Below are 23,695 nucleotides of genomic sequence, written 5' to 3' on the forward strand. Positions count from 1 at the left end.
TACGTCGCGATTTAATCGCGCACAATATAATTCCCACTTCCTCGCGATTTCGTGAACGCGTGGACAGTCCAGCCGGTTCCCCCTCCCCGCTCAATCGACCGTGGGACGGGGCTCCAGGGGCAATGTGACATGCTGGGAGAGGCCGCCCTTCGCCCGGTTCGCCAAGCGCAGCGTGCCGCCATGCCGGGTGATGATCTCATGGGCGATGGCCAGGCCAAGCCCGGCGCCGGGAATCGCGGCCTGGCGGGCGGGATCGATGCGGAAGAACGGCTCGAAGGCTCGGTCGATGAGGGCCTCGGGAATGCCCGGGCCTTCATCCTGGATCAGGAGATGCGCCCGTTCCCCGTCGCTCCAGATCTTCACCCGCGCGCCCTTTCCGTGGGTGGCGGCGTTCACCACCAGATTGCGCACCGCGCGCTTCAGGGAGAGCGGGCGTGCGGCCACGGTGACCGGCTCGCCATCCTCCAGATGCGCCACAAGTCCGCTCTGGGTCGCCTCCCGGCAGATGGCGCCCACCAGGTCGTCAAGCCCCACCAGTTCCAGGTCGGAGGTGGAAACCTCCTCGCGCACCAGCCGGATGGCGCTGTCGGCGATCCGGTCCAATTCCTCCAGGTCCGCGAACCACTTTTCCCGCTCGTCGTCATCGGAGAGAAACTCGGCCCTCAGCCTCAGGCGCGTGAGCGGCGTGCGCAGGTCATGGGCCGCGGCCGCCACAATGCGCATGCGGCTTTCCATGGCGCCCTTCAGCCGATCGCCCAGGGCATTGATGGTGCGCACGGCCGCCCGTACCTCTGCAGAGCCGGTCTCCTTGAGCACCGGCAATTCGCCATTGGGCCCGATCTCGTCCACCGTCTTCTGGAGCAGCACAAGCGGGCGCAGCAGACGGTTCACCACAACGAGAATCACGGCGGTGAAGCCGATGCCCGTGAGCATCAGCCAAGCCACCAGACGCAGCGGAAAGGACGGAGGTGGCTGCATCATGCCCACATCCGTAGGCACGTTCAACCAGCGGCCATCCGCCATTCGGATTGCAACCACTTCCCGGGGCCAGTGGCCCTCCCCCTCCCGTGGGGGCGGTGGCGGCCCCTCAGTCTCGGACCGCCCACGGAATGGCTCGCCCATGCGAACCACCTGGACCTCCATGGGACGCCCAACGGCCGCGAAGGCGCTGGCCACCTCGGCGGTGCGCCGGGCATCCACGACGCCCTTGAGGGGTGCATCCGTCACCAGGGAGGCCCGGGCCTGCTCGGCCGCGCTGCCGCCTTCCACAAGGGCCGCGATCAAGGCGGCCTGCGTCACGACGGATGGCAGGTCGGGACGCGGCGGAGGCGCCCCTCGGTCCAGGACGAAGAAGGTGATCGCCCCCGACAGCACCATGACCACAAGCAGCACAGCCACCACGAGGGCGGCGACCTTTGTGCGCAGCGAGGTCAAGCGTCGCACTCGACCGTTTCAACCCGCGCCGCGAATTGATAGCCGCCATTGCGTTGCGTCTTGAGCAGATTGAAGGCGCCCTGGTCGCCCAGCTTGCGCCGCAGGCGGCTCACCAGAACGTCGATGGACCGGTCGAACGGCCCCGCCTCGCGGCCTTGGGTGATGTCGAGGAGCTGCTCGCGCGAGAGGACCCGGCCGGGCCGCTCCAAAAATGCCACGAGGAGATCGAACTCGGCGGCGGTGAGCACAACGTCCTGCCCGTCTGCGTCCAGCACCCGGCGGCTGCTGGGCTCCGCCATGAAGCCGGAGAAGCGATATTGGCGGTTGGTGGCCACATGCTCGTCATGGTCGGAGAAGCGCCGCATCACCGCCCGGATCCGCGCCACCAGTTCGCGCGGATTGAACGGCTTGCCGAGATAATCGTCGGCGCCCACTTCCAGCCCGATGATGCGGTCCACCTCCTCCTTCAAGGCTGTGAGGAGGATGATCGGCACCCGCGAGCGCCCACGCAGGGAGCGGCACAGATCAAGGCCCGAGGCGTCGGGGAGCATCAGGTCCAGCACCACCAGGTCGATGCGGTTGGTGGTGAGGGCCTCTTCCATTTCGCGCCCGCTCGCGGCGGTGGACACGCGAAACCCCTGGCCTGACAGATAGCGGCCCAGCAGCTTGCGAATTTCATGGTCGTCATCGACCACCAGTACGTGCGTTGATGCGTCCACTGCGTGTCTGGTCCCGGTTTGTTGCTGGATGTGCTTCTAACCGAGCTTGACCATGGACGGGGCGTCCGGATTGCAAGCCCGTGTTTCCACGCGCGCCCTGGCAACATTCGGACACCATTCTCCACCCGGACGATACGTCCTGGCAACGCCCGGACGAAGGGCGGCAAAGGGAAGCGCCTAGATTGAGGTCATCGCAAAGGTCACGGGTCACACAGTCATGAACAGGCAATTCCGGCCCCCCCATCGCACCGCGATGGGCATCGCCGTCGCCCTCGCAGGGGTCGCGGTGGCGGGGTGGGCCATCGCCGACACGGCCGGGATGACGCATCCCCAGCGCCCCGACCGGTTCGCCAGCCTGGTTCTGGCCGCCGGGCCAGGCCCGGCCGAGGGTCTGCCTCCATCGCCGCCCGGCCCGCGCCGGGCACCCGATGCAGCCGCAGGCCCAGGCGGCCCCCTCGGCGTCGCTGCATCACGCCCGATGCCGCCGTCCCCGCCGCCATTGCCACCTCCCGCGCGGCTGGCGGAGATGCTCTCAGCCGCCGAGACCTTCATCGGCATTCGCACCGAACAGCTCGACGCGTGGCGTGACTTCACCGACGCGTCCCTGTCCCTCCTTCCCGAGCCCCCCGCGGCCCGGCCAGAACCGGGCACGGCGGACCCGTTCGCCCGTTCGAGCGAATTGGCAAACCGGATGGTGGCACAGGGCAAGAAGGCGGAACGGCTTCTTGCCGCCGTGCAGCAGCTCAAGGCAAAGCTGTCGCCAGACCAGCTTCAACGGGTGGCAAAGCTTGAGGCGATGCTGCCGCCCCCGCCCGCGCCCCCTTTCCCTCCTGGCCCGAAGCAAGACGCCGCGCCACCGTCGCGTGCCCCCAACGCACCGGGCTTGCCAAACTGATGTGAGACGGGAGGGCACGCCCCCACACCTGTGCCCTCCCCCAGCGGGCGTGCTTCGGCACGCCCGCTGCCCCAGATGAGGCGTTCGGATCTGCCCGATAAGGCGACGGACGCCCACGCAAAGGAAGGATGCGCCCCCACACCTGCATCCTTCCCCAGGGCGGGCGTGGCTTCAGCTGCGCCCGCCTTTTCCATTTGAAGAAGAGGCGGGTCTCGCCGTCAGATGTGGCTGTAGTTCAGGCGCGCGAGTGCGACCGGCGCCCCATCGGCGTCCAGAATGGCGAAACCGGGGGTCTCGAAGGTCTCGCCGACCACCCGCGCAGCGATGCCGGCCGCCCCCAGGTCCGCGACGAAGTCCTCTGCCGCATCGAAGGGGACGCAGGCCGCGATCTCATAATCATCGCCCCCCGCCAGGATCGTTTCCAAGAGGGCCGGCTCCGCCGCAAGCGCCGTTCGCGCCGCGTCGGAGAGCGGAACGTCCTGGACCCGCAGGAGGCCGCCGCAGCCGGAAACGCGCAGCATCTTCGCAAGGTCGCCGGCCAGACCATCGGAAATGTCCATGGCCGCGCTAGCCCGGCTCCGCAGAACGCCAGCGGCTGCGAGGCGCGGCTGGGGATGGAGATAGCGGTCTAGCAGGAAGCTGCGCTGCACGGGCGACAAGGCGGAAAAGCCCGGTCGCTCCGGCGTCAGGCGCAAGGCCAGTCCGAGGGCCGAATCGCCTATGGTACCGGTGACGAGGAGCGCCTCGTTGGGCCGCGCACCCGTACGCGGGACGAAGCGCCCGGTGGGAACGGCGCCGATTGCGGTCAAGGACAGCGTGACGGGGCCGGGGGTGCGCACCGTGTCCCCCCCCAGAAGCGGGCAGCCATAAAGGTCGCAATCCTCACCCAAGGCCAGGGCGAAGGCCTCCAGCCAGTCCGACGTCGTCTCACGGGAGACCACGAGCGCAATGAGGGCGCCGATGGGCCGCGCGCCCTTGGCGGCAAGATCCGACACATTCACCCGCAACAGCTTGCGGGCGATGGAAGCGGGGGGATCATCGGCAAAGAAATGCACGCCGGCCACCAGCGCGTCCTTGGTCAGGACCAGTTCGCTGTCCGGCGGCGGACGCAGCAGGGCGGCATCATCCAGCAGCCCGCGCGCGGCAGGGTGGCGCGCGATCGGCCGGAAGAGGCGCGCGATAAAGGCGTCCTCTCCCGAGCCTTCGCTCATGTCAGGCGGCTCCCGGCCGGGCGAACTCGGCGGCGCGCAGCTCCCGCGCCAGCGTGTCGAGCACGGCATTGACCATGCCGGTCTCGTCCCGCTCCAGGAAGGCGCCGGCCACATTCACATATTCGGCCACCACCACGCGGGCCGGAATGTCCGGCCGGCCAATGAGCTCATAGGCCCCGGCCCGGAGCGTCGCGCGCAGCACCGTCTCCACCCGGCGCAGCGGCCAGCCCGCGGCAAGCGCCTGGTCGATCATGGGATCGATGCGCAGCTGCTCGCGCAGCACCCCCTGCACCACGTCACGGAAAAGGTTGGTGTCGGCGTCGGGATATTCCACGCCTTCCACCTCGCGGCCGAGCCAAAAGCTCTGGAACTGCGCCAGGATGTCCTGAACCGGGGTCCCGGCCACGTCCATCTGGTAGAGCGCCTGCACGGCCCCAAGGCGCGCCGCGCTCTTCTTCAGCGGTTTGCCATTGCCTTCGCTCATGCCGACACCTGCCGCTTCAGGCGGATGAGCGACACCGCCGCCTCCGCCGCGCCGCCGCCCTTGTTGCCCTCGGTCACCCGCGCCCGCTCCCACGCCTGCGCCTCGGTCTCAACGGTGAGGATGCCGTTGCCGGTGGGCAGGCCGTGGGCCAGCGCCAGATCCATCAGGGCACGGGAGGATTCCCCCGCCACGATCTCGAAATGATAGGTCTCGCCACGGATGACGCAACCGAGTGCCACCAGACCCTCATAGGGGTCGCCCTGGAGCTCGGCGCCCTCCATGGCGATCTCAGCGGCGATGGGAATTTCCAGCGCGCCCGGCACCGTCACCACATCCACCCGCGCGCCGGCCGCCTCCAGCGCGCCCTTGGCGCCGCTGAGCAGTTCGTCCGCCAGTTCCTCGTAGAAGCGGCCTTCCACGATCAGAACCCGGGCGCCGGTGACCGGCTCGTTCGTCTCGCTCGCGCCCGCGCTGCGCGTGCCTGCCATGATGTCTCTCCTCGATCCGCGCTGACGGGTACTAGCCTCTGGGGAACTCCGCAAGCCGCGCCGCATAGCGCGCCATGAGATCCACTTCCAGATTCACCAGATCGCCGGCCTTCGCCGCCCCCCAGCTGGTCACCGCCAGCGTATGGGGGATCAGCAGGCAGGTGAAGCGGTTGCCCTCCACCGTGTTGACCGTTAGCGACGTTCCATCCAGGCACACCGAGCCCTTGGCGGCGATGAAACGCGCCAGCGCGTCCGGCGCCTCGAAGGTGAAGCGACTGGTCTCCGCGAAGTCCTCCCGCGTCACCAGCGGGATCGCCGCATCCACATGGCCGGTGACAAGGTGGCCGCCGAGCTCCGCCCCCATGGCCAGCGCCCGCTCCAGATTGACCCGCTGCCCAACCTGCCAGTTGGCCACCGTCGTAATGGCCAGGGTCTCGGGAGCCGCATCGAAGGTGAAGAGGGAACCGAGCGGCCCCCCGGGGGCGGCCGAGGTCACGGTCAGACAGACGCCCGAGCAGCAGATGGAGGCGCCGATCTCTACGCCTTCCGCAGGGTAGTGGGAGGCGAGGGTGAGGGTGCGCACCTCATTATGGGCGCGCACCTCCGTCACGAGGCCAAGGTCGGAAACAATGCCGGTGAACATGGCGCACTTCCGCTCTGAGAAGGAGAAATTCGCCGGTCTTTTCGACCATTTCACCCCGTCTGTCGATGCGCCTCAGCGCGCATCTGCCGTGCGCGGAACTCAGCGCCGCATCAGGCGGACCATGCGGTCCCGGCCGAACTGCGCGTCTTCCACCCGCACGAAGCCGACCGGTTCCAGCAACCGGCCGAGCGGCTGGCCCGGCAGGGCGTCGAGCGCAAAATCCCCAAGCGAGACAGGAGATTGGAAGACGGTAATTTCGTCTACCAAACCGGCCTCCAGCAAACCCGACGCCAGATGCGGGCCGCCTTCCACCATCGCTCGGGTCACGCCGAGAAGACCGAGCAGGTGCAGGACGGCGGAAAGGTCCAGCCGCCCGCGCGCGCCACGCGGCACGCGATAGACCTCAACCCCTTGGTCCACAAGTTCTTTTTCATTCTGCGCCGAGGCATCCTCCGCACAGATCACCCACAGGGGCACCTGCTCGGCGGTCGCTACAAGGCGTGACGACAAGGGCAGGCGCAGCTCGCCATCCAGCACCACCCGGACCGGCGAACGCCCCTCCTGCCCCGGCAGGCGGCAGGTCAAAAGAGGGTCATCGGCCAGCGCCGTGCCGATGCCCACAAGGATCACATCGGTGCGCGCCCGCAGGCCGTGGACCTTCTCCCCCGCCTCGGGACCGGTGATCGCAACCGGTGCCGGGCCGGGCAGTCCAACCTTTCCATCGGCCGAAATCGCCATCTTTAGAAGGACATGCGGCCGGCCGCGGGTGACGCGGCTGATGTGTCCAGCATGGTCGAGAAAGGCCTGTTCGGCGCCAACGCCCACCGTCACCCAGATGCCCGCCGCCCGCAGGCGAGCGACGCCGCGCCCCTTCACGCGGCGGTCGGGATCCTCGATGGCGGTGACCACCCGGCGGATACCGGCGGCGACCACGGCGTCGGCGCAGGGCGGGGTGCGGCCATAATGGGAGCAGGGCTCGAGGGTGACATAGAGCGTTGCGCCGCGCGCGGCCTCTCCAGCCTGGGCCAAGGCGAGGGGCTCGGCGTGTGGCCGGCCGGCCGGAGCGGTTCCTGCTTCACCAATGATTTCAGGGCCTTGAGACGTGTGGCGGACGACCACAGCCCCCACCGAAGGGTTCGGCCAGGTGCACCCGAGCCCCGCCTGCCCCACCGCCAGGGCGCGCGCCATCAGGCGCTCATCAACCTCCGGAGTGGTGACGGGGTAGGGCTCCACGGCTTTGGGCCCCACGTCCGTCACTCTCCGCTCCGGGGCGGCTCGCCCTGGTGGCCGAGTTCGCCAAGCAGGCTCTCGAAGTCCTTGGCTTCCCTGAAGTTTCTGTAGACCGACGCGAACCGCACATAGGCCACGTCGTCGATTTGCTTGAGCCCTTCCATGACCATCTCGCCGATGGTCTCGGAGGTGATCTCGGTTTCGCCGAGGCTTTCCAGCTGGCGAACAAGGCCGGACAACATGCGTTCTACGCGTTCTGTTTCCACCGGCCGCTTGCGCAGGGCGATCTCCACGGACCGGGCCAGTTTGTCGCGGTCAAACGGCACCCGCCGACCAGAGCGCTTCACCACCATCAGCTCTCGCAACTGCACCCGCTCGAAGGTGGTGAACCGCCCGCCGCAATCGGGACAGACCCGACGGCGGCGGATGGCGGTATTGTCCTCGGTGGGACGGCTGTCCTTCACCTGGGTGTCCAGGCTGCCGCAATAGGGACACCGCATGGTACCTCTCCCGCTCCGGTGTCCCGACCGCGCTCAGTAGATGGGGAAGCGGTCGAGCAGGGCGCCGACCTTCTCGCGCACGGCGGCTTCCACCAGGCTGTCCTCGTCCACACCCTTTTGGGACAAGACTTCCAGCACCTCGGCGATCATATCGCCCACCTGCTGGAACTCCTTCACGCCGAAGCCGCGCGTGGTGCAGGCCGGGGTGCCCAGGCGCACGCCGGAGGTCACGAAGGGCTTCTCAGGATCGAACGGAATGCCGTTCTTGTTGGTGGTGATGTGGGCGCGGCCGAGCGCGATCTCCGAAACCTTGCCGGTGAGGCGCTTGGGACGCAGGTCCACCAGCATCACATGAGTGTCGGTGCCGCCGGAGACGATGGCAAAGCCATGGCCCCGCAGGGTTTCCGCAAGCGCCTTCGCGTTTTCCACGACGTTCTTCGCGTAAAGCTTGAACTCGGGACGCAGCGCCTCGCCGAACGCCACCGCCTTGCCGGCGATGACATGCATCAGCGGACCGCCCTGGATGCCGGGGAAGATGGCCGAGTTGAACTTCTTGGCCAGGTCCTCGTCATTGGTCAGGATCATGCCGCCGCGCGGGCCGCGCAGGGTCTTGTGGGTGGTGGTCGTCACCACATGGGCATGGGGGAACGGGCTGGGGTGCGCGCCGCCCGCCACCAGGCCGGCGAAATGCGCCATGTCCACCATGAGCTTGGCGCCCACGCTGTCGGCGATCTCGCGCATCTTGGCGAAATCGATGACACGCGGGTAGGCCGAGCCGCCGGCGACGATCAGCTTCGGCTTGTGCTGGTCGGCGAGGCGCGCCACCTCTTCATAGTCGATGCGGTGGTCATCGGGGCGCACGCCATAGGGCACCACGTTGAACCAGCGGCCGGACATGTTCACGGGCGAGCCGTGGGTCAGATGACCGCCAGCGGCCAGGTTCAGGCCGAGATACGTGTCGCCCGGCTGAAGCAGCGCGAAGAAAACGCCCTGGTTGGCCTGGCTGCCGGAATTGGGCTGCACGTTGGCAAAGCTGCAATTGAACAGCTTCTTGGCCCGCTCGATGGCGAGATTTTCCGCCACATCAACGAACTGACAGCCGCCATAATAGCGCTTGCCCGGATAACCCTCGGCATACTTGTTGGTGAGCACCGAGCCCTGGGCCTCGAGCACTGCGCGCGACACGATGTTCTCGGACGCGATCAGTTCGATCTCATTGCGCTGGCGACCCAGTTCCGCCGTGATGGCAGCGGCGATATCAGGGTCCGTCTCCGCCAGGCCGGCAGAGAAGAAGCGGTTGTTTTCCTCCGTGACAGAGGAATGGGTCGCGTCGAGCGAGGCCATTGGCGGTCTCCGAGGTTCCGGCGCGGTGCTTGACCGATGACCGCGATTTCCGGGCAGGCGGCTCGCTTATCACAGGGCGGTCGCCAAGTCCAAAGCTGCGCTACACCCAGCGACATGCCCAAAGGCTTGCGGCTGTGTCCGAAAGGCGCGGCGACGGCCGCGCCATTTCATCGCTGGTCGAAATTCACCGGCACGGTGAAGGTGATGGTGCCCCCCGGCACTTCCGGCGGCGGAGCCGGCAGGGGCGAGGCGCGGCGGATCATGTCGAGCACCTCTCCGTCCAGCGTGGCCGAGCCCGTGGAGGACAGAAGCGAGGCGCCCAATACCTTGCCGGCGCGATCGATGGAGAAGCGCAGCCGCGCCACGCCCTCCTCCCGCCGGGCCCGCGCTTCGCTGGGATAGCGTTTGTGGCGGTTGATATGAGCCATGACCGAGCTGCGCCAATTGGCGGGCGCAACCGAATTGCTGGCCGATGCACCGCTGGTGGGCGCCGCCATGGCATTGGCCTGGGCGGCATCCGAGCGCGGCGCGGCGCTGGTGGCCGGCGCCGGGGGCTTGCGGCTCACCTTGGGCTTGGGCTTCGGCTTGTCGACGGGCTTGGGGGGCGGGGGTGTCTCCTCCAGCTTCTTTTCCGGCTGGGGCGGCGGCAGGAGCGCCTCGGCGAGGGCGGCCGGGGGCGGAGGCGGCAGCAATTCCTCGAGCGGCTCCACCAGCTCCGGCTGGGGCGGGGGCTGCTCGGGCTCCTCCTCCGTCTCGGGCGCGTCTTTCACCGGGTCGGGCGCCTGGGTCATTTGCGGACCCGGCGCCACGTCCTCCACCTCGGAGGGGGGCGCGACTGGCAGGGGAGCCAATTCGATCATCAAGGCGGCGGCTGGCGGGTCCGACGCCACCGGCGCGGGCCAATGGATGGCCATGTAGACGCCGCCCACATGGGCCGCCAGGATCACCGCTCCCGCCAGCAGCCAGCGGCTGGCCGCCCGCCCCCCGCCCGATCCGCCGTCATACCAGTGGATGGCGCTCACTGAGGCGCTCCTGCCGCAGGCGAAGCGGCCGGCGCCGCACCCGGCACCCCTTCAAGGCCCACCAATGCGATCTTCAGATAGCCCGCATTTCGCAGGAGATTCATCACCTCCATCACGTCGCCATAAGGCACTGCCTTGTCGGCGCGGACGAATACGCGCTGCTGGCGATCGCCACTGGTGGCGGCATCGAGCACGCGGCCCAGGCCGTCCCGCGGCACCGTGTCATTGCCGAGCGACAGTCCGAGATCCGACTGCACGGTGAGGAAAAGCGGCTTGTCCGGGCGCGGCTGGGGCTGGGCGGTGGAGGCCGGAAGGTCCACCGGCACGTCCACGGTGGAGAGCGGGGCCGCCACCATGAAAATGATGAGCAGGACCAGCATCACGTCGATGAACGGCGTGACGTTGATCTCGTGATTCTCCGGAAGCTCTTCGCCGCCGAGATCGAGCTTGGCCGCCATGTAACCCGGCCCCCTTTACTCGGCCGCAGCCCGGAGGTGCGATATGGGCCGTCCTTGCGCCCGGTCGAGATCGCGTGACAGGTGCCGCATGACTTCCGCGGAGGTGTCGGAGAGCTCAGCCTTGTAGCCGGCGATGGCACGGGCGAAGATGTTGTAGATCACCACTGCGGGAATGGCGGCCACGAGACCGATTGCAGTGGCCAGCAGCGCCTCGGCAATGCCCGGCGCCACCACGGCGAGGTTGGTAGTCTGCGCCTTCGAGATCCCGATAAAGCTGTTCATGATGCCCCACACCGTCCCGAACAGGCCGATGAAGGGGGCGGTCGCGCCGATGGTCGCGAGGATGCCGGTGCCGGTCATCATGCGCCGGGCGGCAGCGGCCTCGATGCGGTTGAGCGAAATGGCCACGCGCTCCTTCACGCCGTCGGCGGGCAAGGCGCGGGAGGCGTCCAATTCGGCGGCCGCGGAACGGACCAGGGCGGCAGCGGGATCGGTGCGGCTGGCAGGCAGCGCGCGCAGAACGCCGTCAAGTGTGGTCGCCCCACGCAATCCCTTCAGAATGCCCCGCACCTTGGCCTTGCCGACAGCCAGCTCGATGGACTTGACCAGCCACACGGTCCAGGTGGCGACGGAGGCGAGCGCGAGGCCCACCATCACGATCTGCACAACCAGCGCGGCTGCCATGAACATGCCCCAGGGCGACAGGTCGTGGGGCAGGATGGCGGGCGGATGGTCTGGCGCGGCCGCCATGGACATGCCGACCGAGGGCGCCGTGGAGGGGGCGCCAGGGACCGGGGAAACAGCCGAAGGCGCGGCCTGAGCATTGGGCACAGAGGGCGCCGGATGTGCCGCATGGGCATCCGGGGTGGCACTGGGCGCCCCTTGGGGCTGCGCCGTAGGCGCGGGAACAGCTGGCGTTGGCGCGGGCTTCGACAGGGCGGCCGGTGACGGCGGGGCAGGCGAAGTTGAAGGCGCAGCCTGGAGCAGTGCGGACGGCGTCTGCGTCACGGCCGCAGGTGCAGTCTGCGCCCAGGCACTGCCCGCGCCCACAAGCCCAAGGGCTGCCATCACGGCGAAAAGCGGGAGCCATCGGGGACATACCGAGGGCATGCCCGAGTTATCGCGTGTCGTCATCGCGTCACCGGCGTCAGGAAATGGCTGATTTGGCTGGCGATCCCGCGAAGGGACGAAGCTGGCTGAGGAGACTTATACCCCCACTTCCCCCGGCACGTTAAGTTTTTTTGCGTCGCACCCGTGTGGAGGCTGGGTCACAGCCTCTGCATATCTGCCGCCATCCCCTTCCTCTGACGGTCCGTCATGCTAAATTGCGGCGCACCGTGGCCAATCCGCGCGTTTCCCGGGACTGGTGAGGCGCGGGAGCAAGGCGCAGGTGCACGCGGCTTTTTTCAAGAATATCACACGCTCAATGCGTGGATCGCTACGGGGCAAGCCCGGGCCGGGCGGACCAAGGGGTGGGGCGCAGACATGCGCGGTGGGGGCAAGAGCGCTGGGAGCAAGGGCGCGCGGACCTTGGCGCGGCGGGTGAGCCGCGGCGCAGGCCGCGTGCGCATGCCGCTCGCCTGGAGCCTCGCCTATATCCTCCTCGCCCAGCTCATCCTCAGCGGCTTTTCCGCCGGCGCCGCCATGGCGGCCCTATCGCACGACCGGGCGCCTGCCTTCTGCTCCGGAGGGACCGATGCAGCCCCGCCGCAGGACCAAGCGCCCCATCGGGCGCCGCATTGTCTTCTCTGTCCGCAAGCGGGACTGACGCCGCTTCTTCCCGTTGCGCCCGCCCTGCCCGCTCCCCAGGCGGCGTTTGGGCTGGCGGCGGATGCCATCTCGCAGCCGGCGGAGCCGCGTTTCTGGGCGATCCACGAGGGCGCGCGCACCCGCGCGCCGCCCCTGGGGGGAAAGGGTTCGGCCTGAAGCCGCATCGTTTCACCGTGCTGCCGCGTGCCCGGTAGGGGTCTTGCCACCCAGACCGCGCCTGCGCGCACGCTCTCCCCTCGCCGCCGCCCCGCTTGGCCGATGCCGCGGGCGCCAGGACTTCCCATGCCCCCTCGCCATCCCTCTGCTGGAACCGGAGCGCTGCCGCGCGCCCTTCTGGCGGCCCCGCTTGCCGCCCTCCCCTTTTCGTTTCTGCCCAATGCCGCCTCGGGCCAGGAGGCCAGCTACGAGTTGCCAGTCATCTCCATCAATGCCGGCCAGGACGGCAGCCTCACCGTCCAGTCGTATCGCCAGGCCCAGCAGACCATCGACCTGACGCCGGGCGGCGTGGAAGTGGTGCCGGACACCCAGTGGCGCGACACCCCGGCCACCACCATCAAGGACATGCTGGACTATGTGCCCGGCGTCTTTGCCCAGCCCAAATGGGGCGAGGACACGCGCCTGTCGATTCGCGGCTCTGGCATCTCTCGTAACTCCCATCTGCGCGGCATCCAGCTCTACCAGAACGGCATTCCGCTCAGCAGCGTGGATGGCGGCGGCGATTTCCAGGAGATCGACCCCACCGCCTTCCAGTATGTGGAGGTGTTCAAGGGCGCCAATGGCTACCAGTACGGCGCCAATGCTCTGGGCGGCGCCATCAATTTCGTCTCTCCCACGGGCCGCAGCGCGCCGGGCATGGAGGTGCGCGTCGATGGCGGCGCCTTCGGCTTCGGGCGGGTGCAATCCAATGTGGGCGGGGTGAATGGCGCCTTCGATGGCTTCATCACCGCCTCTTACCTGACCCAGGACGGCTTCCGGCAGCATTCCTCGGGCGAATCGGTGCGCGGCAGTGCCAATTTCGGCTGGCAGCCCTCCGCCACGTTCGAGACGCGCTTCTACCTGAACGCCACCGACGTCCAGCAGGACATTCCGGGCGCGGTTTCGAAGACGGTGGCCCTCAACTCGCCCCAGACCGCCAACCCCACCAATGTGGCGCTGGACTATGAGCGCAACATCCAGGCCTTCCGCGCCGCCAACAAGACCACATTCATCCTGTCCGACACCACCAAGCTGGATGCCGGGCTCTATTACAACAACCGCTCCCTCGTTCATCCCATCTTCCAGGTTCTGGACTATGGCTATGAGGAAGTGGGCGCCTTCGCCCGCATGGTGGACGAGCGCACCATAGGCGGTTTCAACAACCGCCTGGTCATGGGCGTCAACTTCGGCACCGGGAACGTGGATGCCCAGCGCTACACCAATGTGAGCGGCAATTCGGGCAGGCTGGTCTATCTGACCACCGACGAAGCCACCACCACCACCCTCTATGCCGAGGACAATTTCTACCTGACCAAGGATTTCGCGCTGGTGGGCGCGTTCCAGTATCTCAATTCCAGCCTCAACCGGGTCGCCTATCTCGGCACGGTCTCCGGCGGCAATGACTACCAGCTGTTCCTGCCCAAGGGCGGGTTCATCTGGGAGCTCCAGGCGAATGCGCAGCTCTACGGCAACGTCTCGCGCTCCGGCGAGGTGCCGACCTTCTCGGAACTGACCAATTTCGCCGTGGGGGACATCGCCAACCTGGAAGCCCAGACCGCGACCACCGTGGAAATCGGCTCGCGCGGCCAGACCCCCACCTTCAACTGGGACGTCTCGCTCTATCGCTCCTGGGTGCAGAACGAGTTGCAGTGTCAGGACACCGGCATTCTGCTTGGCCTCACCTGCACGGTGGTGAACCTGTCCAACACCATCCACCAGGGTATGGAAGTGGGCGCCAACTGGCAGGTGGCGCAAGGCCTGTGGGCCAAGGGCCCCTTGTCCGACAGCCTGTGGCTGAATCTCGCCTACACCTATTCAGACTTCTTCTTCGACAATGACCCGGTGTGGGGCAACAACCAGCTCCCCGGCATTCCGCGCCACTACATCCGTGCGGAACTGCTCTACAAGCATCCGAGCGGTTTCTATGCGGGACCGAACGTGGAATGGGTGCCCACCGCCTATTTCGTGGATGACGCCAACACGCTGAACACCTCGCCCTATGCCCTGCTGAACTTCCGCATGGGCTACGATCCCGGGTCGCGCTTCTCGGTCTATATGGACGCGCGGAACCTCCTGAACGTGAACTATATCGCCAGCGTCAACGTGACGGCGCGCGCCAGCCAGAACCAGGCCTTGTTCGAGCCGGGCAATGGGCGGGCCATCTATGTGGGCGGGCGGATGACCTTCTGATCCCCTGAACGCAACAAGGCCGGGCGCGAGCCCGGCCTTGCCAAACAGATGAAGCCAGGCGCAATCGCCTCAGGCCTCCGGCTCCACATAGCGCGGGAACACGCCGACCGGCGCCGGCAGCGTGATGGAGGGCGGCAGGCGGCCAGTGGCACCAAGGCGGGCGAAGATGCGCTCGTCCTCGGGCAGGGCCAAGAGATCGAGGAGGCGCGCCGCGCTCGCCGGCACGACCGGCTGGGCGAGGATGCCGATCTGGCGGATCACTTCCGCCGTCACCCAAAGCACGGTGGCAAAGCGCGCCGGATCCGTCTTGCGCAGCGCCCAGGGCGCCTGCGCGGCGAAATAGCGGTTGGCGTCCGCCACCACGGCCCACACGGTGGACAGATACTGGTGGATGGCCTGGCTCTCCATGGCCTCGCGCGCCTTGGCCAGCATGCCGTCGGCGGCGGCGAGGATGGCCTCGTCCTCCGGCGAGATCGGCCCGGGCTCGGGCACGATGCCGTCGAGATTCTTGGCGACCATGGACAAGGAGCGCTGGGCAAGGTTGCCCAGATCATTGGCCAGGTCCGCATTCATGCGGGCGACGATGGCTTCGTGGCTATAGGAGCCGTCCTGGCCGAACGAGACCTCGCGCAGGAAGAAATAGCGCACGGGGTCGACGCCATAGGCGGCCACGAGGTCGAAGGGATCGACCACATTGCCCACCGACTTGGACATCTTCTCCCCGCGATTGAACAGGAAGCCGTGGCCGAACACCCGCTTGGGCGCGGCAAGGCCGGCGGACCACAGGAAGGCAGGCCAATAGACCGCGTGGAAGCGGGTGATGTCCTTGCCGATCACATGCAGGTCGGCCGGCCAATAGGTGCGGAACAACTCGCCCTGCGTGTCGGGATAGCCGAGCGCCGTGATGTAGTTGGTGAGCGCATCCACCCACACATACATGATGTGCTTGGGATCACCCGGCACCGGAATGCCCCAGTCGAAGGTGGTGCGGGAGATGGACAGATCCTGCAGCCCGCCAGCCACGAAGCTCACCACCTCGTTGCGCCGCGCCTCCGGGGCGATGAAGTCGGGATTGGCGGCGTAATGGTCCAGCAGGCGCTGCTGGTAGGCGGAGAGGCGGAAGAAATAGCTCTCCTCCTCCACCCATTCCACCGGCGTGCCCTGGGGGCCGAGACGCACGCCTTGGTCGTTGAGGGTGGTTTCGTCCTCGGCGTAATAGGCCTCGTCGCGTACCGAATACCAGCCGGCATAGGTGGACTTGTAGATGTCCCCATTGGCCTGCATCCGCTCCCAGATGGCCTGTGCGGAGCGGTGATGGCGGGCTTCGGTGGTGCGGATGAAGTCGTCATTGGAGAGGCCGAACGCCTCCACCATGGCCTGGAAGCGCGGAACGTTGCGGTCCAGCAGCTCCTGCGTGGTCAGCCCCGCCTTCTGGGCGGTCTGAAGCATCTTGATGCCGTGCTCGTCCGTGCCGGTCAGGAAGCGCACGTCATAGCCGTCCAGTCGCTTGAAGCGCGCGATGCAATCGGTGGCGATCGCCTCATAGGCATGGCCCATATGGGGCACGCCATTGGGATAGGCGATGGCGGTGGTGATGTAGAATGGCGTCTTGGACGACATGGCAGACCAATCGAAGGCCTCGCCGCCTGCGGCCCCAAGACGTTTCGCCATCGGCCCGGAGCCCGGCGCACCGATGGGTCGTCGCGCCGGATGCGGGGCCGGCCGGTCGCGTGGACCCCGCCCCTCCGCCGCTAGCGGGCCGCCTCAGCGAGGGCGGTGAAAATGCGGAACACGAGCGCCTTGCGGTCGAGATTGAACGTATCGGCCTCGGCTCCCGCGCGTCGCACCTTCTCCCACACCTCGGACAGCCGGACAAGGCGCCCACGCTCATGCGCGCCAGACAGGGTTTGCGCGGCGATCCAATCCGTCACCGCCTCAATGAAGAGATCGAGCCCGCCCGCGCGGTCTCCCTGGAGCCGCGCGCCAAGCCCGTGCAGGTCCTCCGGGCGCACCTGGGGCAACTGGTCCAGCAGGCGTTGCGTCGCCACGCGCACCTCCAGCCCCTCCCCGCGCGCCAGAACCAGGGCGCGGCGCACGCTGCCGCCGGCGGCCGCAGCGGCGGCGGGCAGTGCCGCCTCGTCCAGCTCGGCGTCCTGCTTGAGGTCATCAAGGGCGGCGAGAACGTCGGGCTCATGCAGGTCCCGCAGGCGCAACAGGCGCGTGCGGGAGCGGATGGTGGGCAGCACCCGGCCCGGCGCGTGGCACACCAGGAGGAAGAGCGCACGCGGCGGGGGCTCTTCCAGCGTCTTCAGCAGCGCATTGGCGCCAAAGGCATTCAGTTCATCCACCGCATCCACGATGCAAACACGCCAACCGCCAGAGGCCGCTGTCGACCCGAAGAAGGGGCGAACCTTGCGCACCATTTCCGCCGGGATGACGGTGGGGATCTTGTCTTCCCCACTTTCTGCCGCACGCCGCAGCACCAGCAGGTCAGGATGGGACATGGCCGCCACCTGACGGAACACCGGGTCTCGCTGCGAGACGAAGAAATCGTGCTGGTCCCGCCCCGCCTGTCCACCGGCCAGCACGAAGCGGGCGATCCGGTAGGCGAGCGTCGCCTTGCCGATGCCTTCCGGCCCGCCAATGAGGAGCGCATGGGGCATGCGCCCGGCGCGCCAATCCGCCATGAGGTCGGCCTCATGGGCGGCATGGCCGAACAGGTGCTCGCGGGTGCGCGGATGAGGTGCGCCGGCCAGCACATCGCCTTCGCTCATGCGTTCTCCTGCGCCGGAAGGGCAAGGCCAAGGCGCGCTTTCAGGGCGGCGCGGATGTCCTGCCACACGGTGTCGGCGGGTTGGGTTGCATCCACCACCACATAGCGGCCGGCATCGCTGCGGGCGAGATCAAGAAAGGCCGCACGGACGGCCGCATGGAAAGCGAGGCCCTCCTTTTCGAACCGGTCGGCCGCCGCCCCCTTGCCGCGCGCCGCCGCCCGTTCAAGACCGATCTCCGGCGGCACATCGAGGATGAAAGTGAGGTCCGGGGTCAGGCCGGGCGCGGCCACATGCTCCAGCGCGATGAGAAAGCGGGTGTCCACCTTGCCCACCGCCCCCTGATAGACGCGGGTGGAATCGGTGAAGCGATCGCACACCACCCACTTGCCGGCATCAAGCGCCGGCCGGATGGTATGGTCGACGTGATCGACTCTAGCCGCCGCGAACAGCACCGCCTCCGCGTCCGGCCCGTAGGGCTCGGCGGCCCCGGACAGCAGCACCTCACGGAGCCGCTCCGCACCGGGCGAGCCACCCGGCTCACGGGTTGTCACCACGTCGTGGCCGCACCCGCGCAAGGCATCGGCCAGCCGACGCAACTGGGTGGACTTGCCGCCGCCCTCCCCGCCCTCCAGGGTGAGGAAACGGCCCCTGTGCAGCGTCATTTCTTGAACTTGGCCAGCAACTGGCTGGTCAGATCGCGGGCCGTGTCGCCAACAGTGACCGTCGCGCCATCCAAAGCGCGCTGCCACAGCGTGCCAACGGCGACCTCCTCGGTGGTGACGAGGGGCACTTCCAGCACCTTCAACTGCCCGCGCAGGATTTCCAGCTTCGCCACCTCGGTGCCCTTGGCGATGGGGGCGCGAAGCGGAGAATTGTATGTGACGCGTGAGACGATCTTGTCGGGCGTGTTGCGCGGCAGGAGCAGCATCACCGGATCGCGCGGCGCAATCGCCACCGAGCCGGCATCGCCGCCAAAGACATTCGCGCGGCCAAGCTCGGCACCGGCAGCGAACAACTGGCGATATTCGAAGGAGTGGAAACCCCATTCCAGCAGGCGCTTGGCCTCCTCAAGCCGCTCCTTCTCGGTCTTGGCACCCATCACCGCCACGATCAGGCGGCGGTTCGATTGCTGGGCGGACCCGACGATGTGATAGCCGGCATCCCGCAGCCACGCCGCCTGGAGGCCATCGGCGCCCACGCCCGCATTGAGCAGGGGATTGCGGTTGCGCTGCTTGATCTTGCTCCACTCGATGTCCGGCACAGAGAACAGCGGATAGAATTTGGGGAAGGTGCGGATCACATAGCGGGCCAGCTGCGCCATATCCTTGGCGGTGGACACCTGATCGGGATCGGCGAAGCCTTGCGCGTTGAGGAAGGACGAATTGGTCAGCCCGATGGCTGCGCCCAGCTCGTTCATCTTCATGGCGAACGCCGTCTCGGTGCCGGAGACGCCTTCGGCCAGCGCGATGGCCGCGTCATTGCCGGACACGGTGAGAGCGCCGATCAGCAGGTCTTCCACCCGCACCGGCTTGTTCACTTCGGCAAACATGGCCGCGCCACCGGACGGCCCACCGCCCCGCCGCCAGGCATTCACCGAAACCATGAACGGCGTGTCCGGCGTGATCCTGCCCGCCTGCAATTCGTTGAAGACCACGGCGGCCGTCATGATCTTGACCAGGCTGCCGGGCGCCATGCGCCGGTCGGCGTCCTTCTCGAACAGGATGGCACCGGTGGAGAAGTCCACCAGGATGGCGGAGGGCGCCGGGGTCTGGAACGTGCCCTGGGCGCCGGCCGGAGCGGCCATCGCCAGGAGTGCGAACGCCGCCACAAAGAACAGGCCCGCGCCGGCGAGCCGGGCGCGGGCCTTCTTGAAGAGGCTGCTATGGGTCGGATCAGCGTCCAGATGCATAGGTTGGAACACCCGCATAACCAAGGCCCGAAACAGGCTGCGCCCCCACGGCCCAGCCAGAGGCCACCACCGTGCTACCCGGCTGCGCGGCCGGGCGCACGGCCTGGAACGCCGTCTGCGTGCCCTGGCGCGGCGCTGGCGCGGGCTCGGCTGCGGCCTGCTGGGTCGGAGCCGTCTCGATATTGGCGGCCTGGCGCACCGGCGCGGCGGACGAAGACACCGGCTCGGTCTCCTGGTGGCCGAGGTCATAGGGCCGCTGCAGCGGGAACGGGATTTCCCCGTCGTCAGACTTGGGCGGCATCACGCGCGCCAGGGATGGCACGAAGGGCGTCGCAGACGCCACCATGATGGCGGAATTGGAAGGCACCTGCGCCGGGCCGTCATCGCGCAGGGTCGCGGCGAGCTTGCGGTCGTCCGAGCCATCAAGCGGAGCGCGTCCCACATATTCAACCCGCACCTTGGCGATGCCGTTGCTCTTGAAGCCGAGCAGATCCGCCGTGGCGTGGGAGACGTCGATGATGCGGTTGGAGTGATAGGGCCCGCGGTCGTTCACCCGCACGATGATCGAGCGGTTGTTGCGCACATTGGTAACGCGCACATAAGACGGCATGGGCAAGGTGGGATGGGCGGCGGAAATGGACGCGCGGTCGAATACTTCGCCATTGGCGGTCAGGCGACCGTGGAAATCGTCGCCGTACCAGGAGGCGACACCCTCGCCCACATAATTGGGATCTTCCTTGGGGACATAAGTCTTGCCGGCGATCTTGTAGGGCTTGCCCACACGATAGGCGCCACCGCCCTTGGGGACCGCCTCGCCATCCGCCACCACACGCGGGCTGGCGGAGACGCCGTAGCGCGGATCGATCGTGCTGCCGAGCTTGTTTGAGCCGCTGCAGCCGGCAAGCGCCAGGCAAAGAAGGGCGATACCGACGGAACCGCCGCCGAGGCGGGATTGGGGTCCGATCTGATGCTCGCGCGTCATGTCCGTCCTGTCCAGTTTTGTCACCCATGCCGCTGGCACTGGCGACTCAAGGACCGTTGCCAATATGGCACGGCGCCGTCCGAATGAACACAAGAGTGACATGGAACGGGGCAAAAATGCGGCAAGCCTGTGGCCATGGTTAACAGGCTGTAATGAATCGTGTGGTGGCGCGGGTTTGCCGCAGGCGGCCCAAGACCCTCTCCCCCAACGGAAATCCGGTGATGCGGACCTCCCGGCCCTCCGGAGCGCGCCCGCGGTGCTCCCGCTCAGGGACGCCACGCTTCTGCCAATACCGCCCGGACCACCTCGTGGGAAGAGGTGGCCCGGATCAGTCTTAACACTTTCTTTCCAGCCGATGTGCCGCCGTCACAGGTAGCCGATGGACAGCCACGGAACGGCGGCGATGACCAGCAGCCCCACGAAAAGGGCCAGCAGATAGGGCCAGATGGCGCCGATGGCCTCGTCCGGGGAGACATTGCCGATCTTGCAGGCCAGGTAGAAGCCGATGCCAATGGGCGGCGTCATGAGGCCGATATTCATCGCCGTGACGATGACCATGGAATAGTGCACATCATTGATGCCGAGCTTGCGCGCAATGGGATACATGAGCGGCGCCATGAGCACGATGGCCGGCAAGCCCTCCAGCACGCAGCCCAGAACCAGGAACAGCACCACCGAGAAGGCCAGGAAGGTGATCCAGCCACCCGGCAGGGAAGCCATGAAGGTGGCCAGCTCCTGCGCGATGCCCGCTTGGGTAATGGCCCAGGCCATGGACACGGCGGTGCCGAGGATCATCAGGATGGCACCGGTCAACGCGGCGGTCTCCACCAGCATGCCGTAGAAGGTGCGCAGCGAAATGCCGCCATAGAGCACCACGCCCACGAACAGGGCATAGACCACCGCGATGGTCGACACCTCTGTCGCCGTGGCCACCCCGCCCGACACCGCGCTGCGGATGAGGAAAGGCAGGACCAGGGCCGGAGCGGCAACCAAGGCCGTGCGCAGCACCAGTTTGCCGGGCGCCCGCTTCACCCCGTGCATGTCCTCGTTGCGCGCCTTGATGCGCGCAAGCGCGGCCAGCACCGCCAGCAGCACCATGGCCACCACGAAGCCGGAGGTGAAGAGCGCGGCGATGGACACGCCCGCCACCGAGCCAAGGACGATCAGCACGATGGACGGCGGCACCGTGTCCGCCATGGCAGCCCCTGTCGCCAAAAGGGCGATCATCTCCCGCGGGCTGTGCCCGCGCCGCTTCATTTCCGGGAACAGGGCTGGGGCGACGGTGGCCATGTCCGACACCTTCGAGCCGGAAATGCCGGAGACGACGAACAGCGAGCCGAGCAGCACGTAGGACATGCCCGCCCGCACATGGCCCAGCATGGAGGCGAGGAAGTCCACGATGGCCTTGCCCATGCCGGTGGCGTCGAGCACGCAGCCGAGCAACACGAACACCGGCACCGACAGCAGGATGAGCCCGGACATGCCCTCGTCCATGCGGCCGATCATCACGAAAATGGGCACACGGGTGGCAAAGGCCAGATAGCTCAGCGTGCCGACGCCAAAGCAGAAGGCGATGGGCACGCCCGCCGCGAGAGCCCCCGCCACGAACACCACGAGGAACAGGACGATGGTGATGTTGCCAGCGCGGATCAGGCTGGGCGCGGAAAACCACAGCACCACGAACAGGCCGGCAATGATGGCGAGCGAGGCGGCGATGTCCGTCACATGCGCCCGCCGCACCGCGCGGGCCACCGCAATGGCCGCCATGATGCAGATGCCCACCGGCAGGGCGGAGACGCGGAAGCTGTTGGGAATATTGAGGGCGGGCGAGGTCACGTACCATTCCTCGACCATGTAGTCGTAGGCGGGATAGACCAGCGCCAGCAGGAAGGCCGCCACCACCAGCAGTGCGAACGTGTCCACGAAGCGCTGCCATCGCTCGGGCAAGGCGTGCAGGAACAGGGTGAGGCGCAGATGCTCGTTGCGGTCGAGCGCGATGACGGAGCCGAGCATCGCCAGCCACAGGAAGGAGATGGATGCCGCCTCGTCGATCCACACCACCGGCAGCGAGAACAGATAGCGCGACAGAGCCCCCACCAGCAGCAGGCTGACCACCGTTACCAGCAGGGCCGCGGCGATCCACTCCACCGGCTTGAGAAAGGGTGACCCCCTGCGCGGCTCATCGGTCTCTGCGAGCACGGGCAGGGAGGTATCTTCGAATCCGGATGCCATGGCGGTCTGCCCGTCCTTGCGGAATGCCCTTTGGTCAATTGATCGGCGCGCGGATGCCGGGGGACTTCTCCCCCGGCCGATTGAGGGGCGCGCGCCCGCGCCCCCCGCCGCGTCAGAGCTTGCCGGCGTACTTTTCGAGGATGGCCCAGGCCTCGTCGCCATACTTGCCCTTCCACTCGGCATAGAAGCCGGCGGAGCGGAGCTTGTCGCGGAAGCTGTCGACCTTGGGCTCGTTGAAAGTGAGGCCCTTGTCGGTGAGTTCCTTGCGCAGGTTGGCATTGAGCTGGGCCACGTCGCCCCGCTCCTTGACGCCCGCCTCGTTGATGTTCTTGGCCACAATGGTGCGCAGGTCCGCCGGCAGGGCCTCCCAGGCGCGACGGTTGGCCAGGAACCAGAAGCCGTCCCACATATGGTTGGTCAGCGAGCAGTATTTCTGCACTTCGTAAAGCTTGGCGGTGGCGATGATGGCGAGCGGGTTTTCCTGCGCGTCCACCACCTTGGTCTGCAACGCCGTATAGACCTCGGCGAAGTTGATGGAGGCGGGCGAGGACTCGAACGCCTTGAACATGGAGGTCCAGAGCGGCGAGACCGGCACGCGGATCTTCAGGCCCTTGAGGTCCTCGGCCGTGACGATGGGCTTGGTGGAGGTGGTGATCTGGCGGAAGCCGTTGTCCCAGATCTTGTCCATGGCCACGATGCCGGCCTTGGCGATCTGCCCGCGCACATAGGTGCCGAGGTCACCGTCCATGGCCTTCCACACGGTGTCGTAGTCCGGGAAGGCGAAGCCGATGCCGCTCACCGAGGCGTTGGGCACCAGGGTGGAGAGGATCAGGGGCGAGAGGGTGAAGAACTCCACGCCGCCGGAGCGCAGCTGGCTGAGCATGTCGGTGTCGCCGCCGAGCTGGCTGGACGGGAAGATCTTGATCTCCACGCGGCCATTGGTCTGCTGCTTGATGGCCTCGGCCATCTCGTTTGCCCGCACGTTCATGGGGTGGGTGACGGGCAGGTTGTTGGCGTACTTGTAGGAAAATTCAGCGCTCTGGGCGCGGGCGACGAACGGCGCGCACACGCCCCCGACCAGCGCACCCGCGGCACCCGCCTTCAACAACGCGCGACGGCTCAACGACATGTCATGCTCCTCCAGTCTCAGGGTCCAGGACGGACCGGCGTTCCCATATTTTCAGGTCCATCATATGGACCCCTTATTCGTGGCAC

22 protein-coding genes are annotated in these 23,695 nt (G+C 67.4%); 3 read left to right on the forward strand and 19 right to left on the reverse strand.

Going from position 1 to position 23,695, the window contains the following annotated elements; translation table 11 throughout:
- Positions 1-90: 90 nt before the first annotated feature.
- Together PV781_RS01550 and PV781_RS01555 are read right to left on the reverse strand one after the other, a co-directional pair.
- Complete coding sequence (locus tag PV781_RS01550; RefSeq protein WP_274773865.1) at positions 91-1,443, reverse strand: ATP-binding protein; 1,353 nt, start codon at positions 1,441-1,443, stop codon at positions 91-93.
- Entirely contained in the window at positions 1,431-2,153 is a 723-nt protein-coding gene (locus PV781_RS01555; protein ID WP_274773866.1) for a response regulator, read from the reverse strand. Before PV781_RS01555 ends, PV781_RS01550 begins: the two co-directional genes overlap by 13 nt.
- 526 nt (positions 2,154-2,679) lie before the next feature.
- On the opposite strand from PV781_RS01555, the gene PV781_RS01560 reads away from it, so the two are divergent.
- The gene (locus PV781_RS01560) at positions 2,680-3,048 is read left to right on the forward strand and encodes a hypothetical protein (protein WP_274773867.1); all 369 of its coding nucleotides are present in this window, start codon (positions 2,680-2,682) and stop codon (positions 3,046-3,048) included.
- Between the two features lie 218 nt (positions 3,049-3,266).
- Here PV781_RS01560 and thiL read toward each other — a convergent pair whose 3' ends face one another.
- From thiL to exbB, 10 genes are all read right to left on the reverse strand, one after another.
- Positions 3,267-4,259, reverse strand: coding sequence for a thiamine-phosphate kinase (gene thiL / locus PV781_RS01565; RefSeq protein WP_274773868.1), 993 nt, complete (start codon positions 4,257-4,259; stop codon positions 3,267-3,269).
- 1 nt (position 4,260) lies between these two features.
- The gene (gene nusB / locus PV781_RS01570) at positions 4,261-4,743 is read right to left on the reverse strand and encodes a transcription antitermination factor NusB (protein WP_274773869.1); all 483 of its coding nucleotides are present in this window, start codon (positions 4,741-4,743) and stop codon (positions 4,261-4,263) included.
- Positions 4,740-5,231 carry a 6,7-dimethyl-8-ribityllumazine synthase gene (gene ribH, locus PV781_RS01575; protein WP_274773870.1) on the reverse strand — a complete coding sequence of 164 codons (492 nt, stop codon included), beginning with the start codon at positions 5,229-5,231 and terminating at the stop codon, positions 4,740-4,742. Before ribH ends, nusB begins: the two co-directional genes overlap by 4 nt.
- Before the next feature lie 31 nt (positions 5,232-5,262).
- Positions 5,263-5,874: a riboflavin synthase gene (locus tag PV781_RS01580; RefSeq protein ID WP_274773871.1), complete on the reverse strand. Its 612-nt coding sequence runs from the start codon at positions 5,872-5,874 to the stop codon at positions 5,263-5,265.
- A gap of 99 nt (positions 5,875-5,973) precedes the next feature.
- Complete coding sequence (gene ribD / locus PV781_RS01585; RefSeq protein ID WP_425532349.1) at positions 5,974-7,062, reverse strand: bifunctional diaminohydroxyphosphoribosylaminopyrimidine deaminase/5-amino-6-(5-phosphoribosylamino)uracil reductase RibD; 1,089 nt, start codon at positions 7,060-7,062, stop codon at positions 5,974-5,976.
- Between the two features lie 65 nt (positions 7,063-7,127).
- On the reverse strand, positions 7,128-7,604 hold the full coding sequence (nrdR, locus tag PV781_RS01590) for a transcriptional regulator NrdR (RefSeq protein ID WP_274773873.1): 477 nt from the start codon (positions 7,602-7,604) through the stop codon (positions 7,128-7,130).
- A gap of 33 nt (positions 7,605-7,637) precedes the next feature.
- A complete protein-coding gene (gene glyA, locus PV781_RS01595) occupies positions 7,638-8,948 on the reverse strand; it encodes a serine hydroxymethyltransferase (RefSeq protein WP_274773874.1) in 1,311 nt (436 codons plus the stop codon).
- 167 nt (positions 8,949-9,115) lie between these two features.
- A complete protein-coding gene (locus tag PV781_RS01600; RefSeq protein ID WP_274773875.1) occupies positions 9,116-9,970 on the reverse strand; it encodes an energy transducer TonB in 855 nt (284 codons plus the stop codon).
- The gene (gene exbD, locus PV781_RS01605; RefSeq protein WP_274773876.1) at positions 9,967-10,428 is read right to left on the reverse strand and encodes a TonB system transport protein ExbD; all 462 of its coding nucleotides are present in this window, start codon (positions 10,426-10,428) and stop codon (positions 9,967-9,969) included. The genes PV781_RS01600 and exbD overlap by 4 nt, the downstream gene beginning before the upstream one ends.
- Positions 10,429-10,443: 15 nt before the next feature.
- Entirely contained in the window at positions 10,444-11,178 is a 735-nt protein-coding gene (exbB, locus tag PV781_RS01610; protein ID WP_342455434.1) for a tonB-system energizer ExbB, read from the reverse strand.
- 792 nt (positions 11,179-11,970) lie between these two features.
- Between exbB and PV781_RS01615 the strand changes: the two genes are divergently transcribed.
- Together PV781_RS01615 and PV781_RS01620 are read left to right on the forward strand one after the other, a co-directional pair.
- The gene (locus PV781_RS01615; protein WP_274773877.1) at positions 11,971-12,354 is read left to right on the forward strand and encodes a DUF2946 family protein; all 384 of its coding nucleotides are present in this window, start codon (positions 11,971-11,973) and stop codon (positions 12,352-12,354) included.
- A 126-nt stretch (positions 12,355-12,480) separates the two neighbouring features.
- Positions 12,481-14,583 carry a TonB-dependent receptor family protein gene (locus PV781_RS01620; RefSeq protein ID WP_274773878.1) on the forward strand — a complete coding sequence of 701 codons (2,103 nt, stop codon included), beginning with the start codon at positions 12,481-12,483 and terminating at the stop codon, positions 14,581-14,583.
- 69 nt (positions 14,584-14,652) lie between these two features.
- Here the strand turns inward: PV781_RS01620 and metG are convergent, their stop codons facing one another.
- The 7 genes from metG to PV781_RS01655 all read right to left on the reverse strand — a co-directional run bounded on the left by metG (position 14,653) and on the right by PV781_RS01655 (position 23,609).
- Complete coding sequence (gene metG, locus PV781_RS01625; RefSeq protein ID WP_274773879.1) at positions 14,653-16,203, reverse strand: methionine--tRNA ligase; 1,551 nt, start codon at positions 16,201-16,203, stop codon at positions 14,653-14,655.
- Positions 16,204-16,334: 131 nt separating this feature from the next.
- Positions 16,335-17,357 carry a DNA polymerase III subunit delta' gene (locus PV781_RS01630; protein WP_274773880.1) on the reverse strand — a complete coding sequence of 341 codons (1,023 nt, stop codon included), beginning with the start codon at positions 17,355-17,357 and terminating at the stop codon, positions 16,335-16,337.
- Entirely contained in the window at positions 17,354-18,019 is a 666-nt protein-coding gene (gene tmk / locus PV781_RS01635) for a dTMP kinase (protein ID WP_274773881.1), read from the reverse strand. The genes PV781_RS01630 and tmk overlap by 4 nt, the downstream gene beginning before the upstream one ends.
- Complete coding sequence (locus PV781_RS01640) at positions 18,016-19,266, reverse strand: D-alanyl-D-alanine carboxypeptidase family protein (RefSeq protein ID WP_274773882.1); 1,251 nt, start codon at positions 19,264-19,266, stop codon at positions 18,016-18,018. The genes tmk and PV781_RS01640 overlap by 4 nt, the downstream gene beginning before the upstream one ends.
- Positions 19,250-20,248: a septal ring lytic transglycosylase RlpA family protein gene (locus tag PV781_RS01645; RefSeq protein WP_274773883.1), complete on the reverse strand. Its 999-nt coding sequence runs from the start codon at positions 20,246-20,248 to the stop codon at positions 19,250-19,252. Before PV781_RS01645 ends, PV781_RS01640 begins: the two co-directional genes overlap by 17 nt.
- A 366-nt stretch (positions 20,249-20,614) precedes the next feature.
- Positions 20,615-22,480 (reverse strand): TRAP transporter large permease, encoded by a 1,866-nt coding sequence (locus tag PV781_RS01650; protein ID WP_274773884.1) that lies wholly within the window; start codon positions 22,478-22,480, stop codon positions 20,615-20,617.
- 112 nt (positions 22,481-22,592) lie between these two features.
- The gene (locus PV781_RS01655; protein ID WP_274773885.1) at positions 22,593-23,609 is read right to left on the reverse strand and encodes a TRAP transporter substrate-binding protein; all 1,017 of its coding nucleotides are present in this window, start codon (positions 23,607-23,609) and stop codon (positions 22,593-22,595) included.
- Positions 23,610-23,695 lie beyond the last annotated feature (86 nt).

Origin of the sequence: Aquabacter sediminis, assembly GCF_028863665.1 — a bacterium.
Taxonomy (GTDB): Bacteria; Pseudomonadota; Alphaproteobacteria; order Rhizobiales; family Xanthobacteraceae; genus L1I39.

What these genes read in the sequence shown, in the direction of transcription:
- metG (WP_274773879.1), bottom strand. Translation starts at nt 16,203, where the DNA reads ATGTCGTCCAAGACGCCATTCTACATCACCACCGCCATCGCCTATCCC.
- PV781_RS01620 (WP_274773878.1), top strand. Translation starts at nt 12,481, where the DNA reads ATGCCCCCTCGCCATCCCTCTGCTGGAACCGGAGCGCTGCCGCGCGCC.
- nrdR (WP_274773873.1), bottom strand. Translation starts at nt 7,604, where the DNA reads ATGCGGTGTCCCTATTGCGGCAGCCTGGACACCCAGGTGAAGGACAGC.
- exbB (WP_342455434.1), bottom strand. Translation starts at nt 11,178, where the DNA reads ATGGCGGCCGCGCCAGACCATCCGCCCGCCATCCTGCCCCACGACCTG.
- PV781_RS01630 (WP_274773880.1), bottom strand. Translation starts at nt 17,357, where the DNA reads ATGAGCGAAGGCGATGTGCTGGCCGGCGCACCTCATCCGCGCACCCGC.
- PV781_RS01580 (WP_274773871.1), bottom strand. Translation starts at nt 5,874, where the DNA reads ATGTTCACCGGCATTGTTTCCGACCTTGGCCTCGTGACGGAGGTGCGC.
- PV781_RS01560 (WP_274773867.1), top strand. Translation starts at nt 2,680, where the DNA reads ATGCTCTCAGCCGCCGAGACCTTCATCGGCATTCGCACCGAACAGCTC.
- exbD (WP_274773876.1), bottom strand. Translation starts at nt 10,428, where the DNA reads ATGGCGGCCAAGCTCGATCTCGGCGGCGAAGAGCTTCCGGAGAATCAC.
- PV781_RS01645 (WP_274773883.1), bottom strand. Translation starts at nt 20,248, where the DNA reads ATGACGCGCGAGCATCAGATCGGACCCCAATCCCGCCTCGGCGGCGGT.
- PV781_RS01640 (WP_274773882.1), bottom strand. Translation starts at nt 19,266, where the DNA reads ATGCATCTGGACGCTGATCCGACCCATAGCAGCCTCTTCAAGAAGGCC.
- ribH (WP_274773870.1), bottom strand. Translation starts at nt 5,231, where the DNA reads ATGGCAGGCACGCGCAGCGCGGGCGCGAGCGAGACGAACGAGCCGGTC.
- ribD (WP_425532349.1), bottom strand. Translation starts at nt 7,062, where the DNA reads ATGGCGCGCGCCCTGGCGGTGGGGCAGGCGGGGCTCGGGTGCACCTGG.
- nusB (WP_274773869.1), bottom strand. Translation starts at nt 4,743, where the DNA reads ATGAGCGAAGGCAATGGCAAACCGCTGAAGAAGAGCGCGGCGCGCCTT.
- glyA (WP_274773874.1), bottom strand. Translation starts at nt 8,948, where the DNA reads ATGGCCTCGCTCGACGCGACCCATTCCTCTGTCACGGAGGAAAACAAC.
- PV781_RS01655 (WP_274773885.1), bottom strand. Translation starts at nt 23,609, where the DNA reads ATGTCGTTGAGCCGTCGCGCGTTGTTGAAGGCGGGTGCCGCGGGTGCG.
- tmk (WP_274773881.1), bottom strand. Translation starts at nt 18,019, where the DNA reads ATGACGCTGCACAGGGGCCGTTTCCTCACCCTGGAGGGCGGGGAGGGC.
- PV781_RS01650 (WP_274773884.1), bottom strand. Translation starts at nt 22,480, where the DNA reads ATGGCATCCGGATTCGAAGATACCTCCCTGCCCGTGCTCGCAGAGACC.
- thiL (WP_274773868.1), bottom strand. Translation starts at nt 4,259, where the DNA reads ATGAGCGAAGGCTCGGGAGAGGACGCCTTTATCGCGCGCCTCTTCCGG.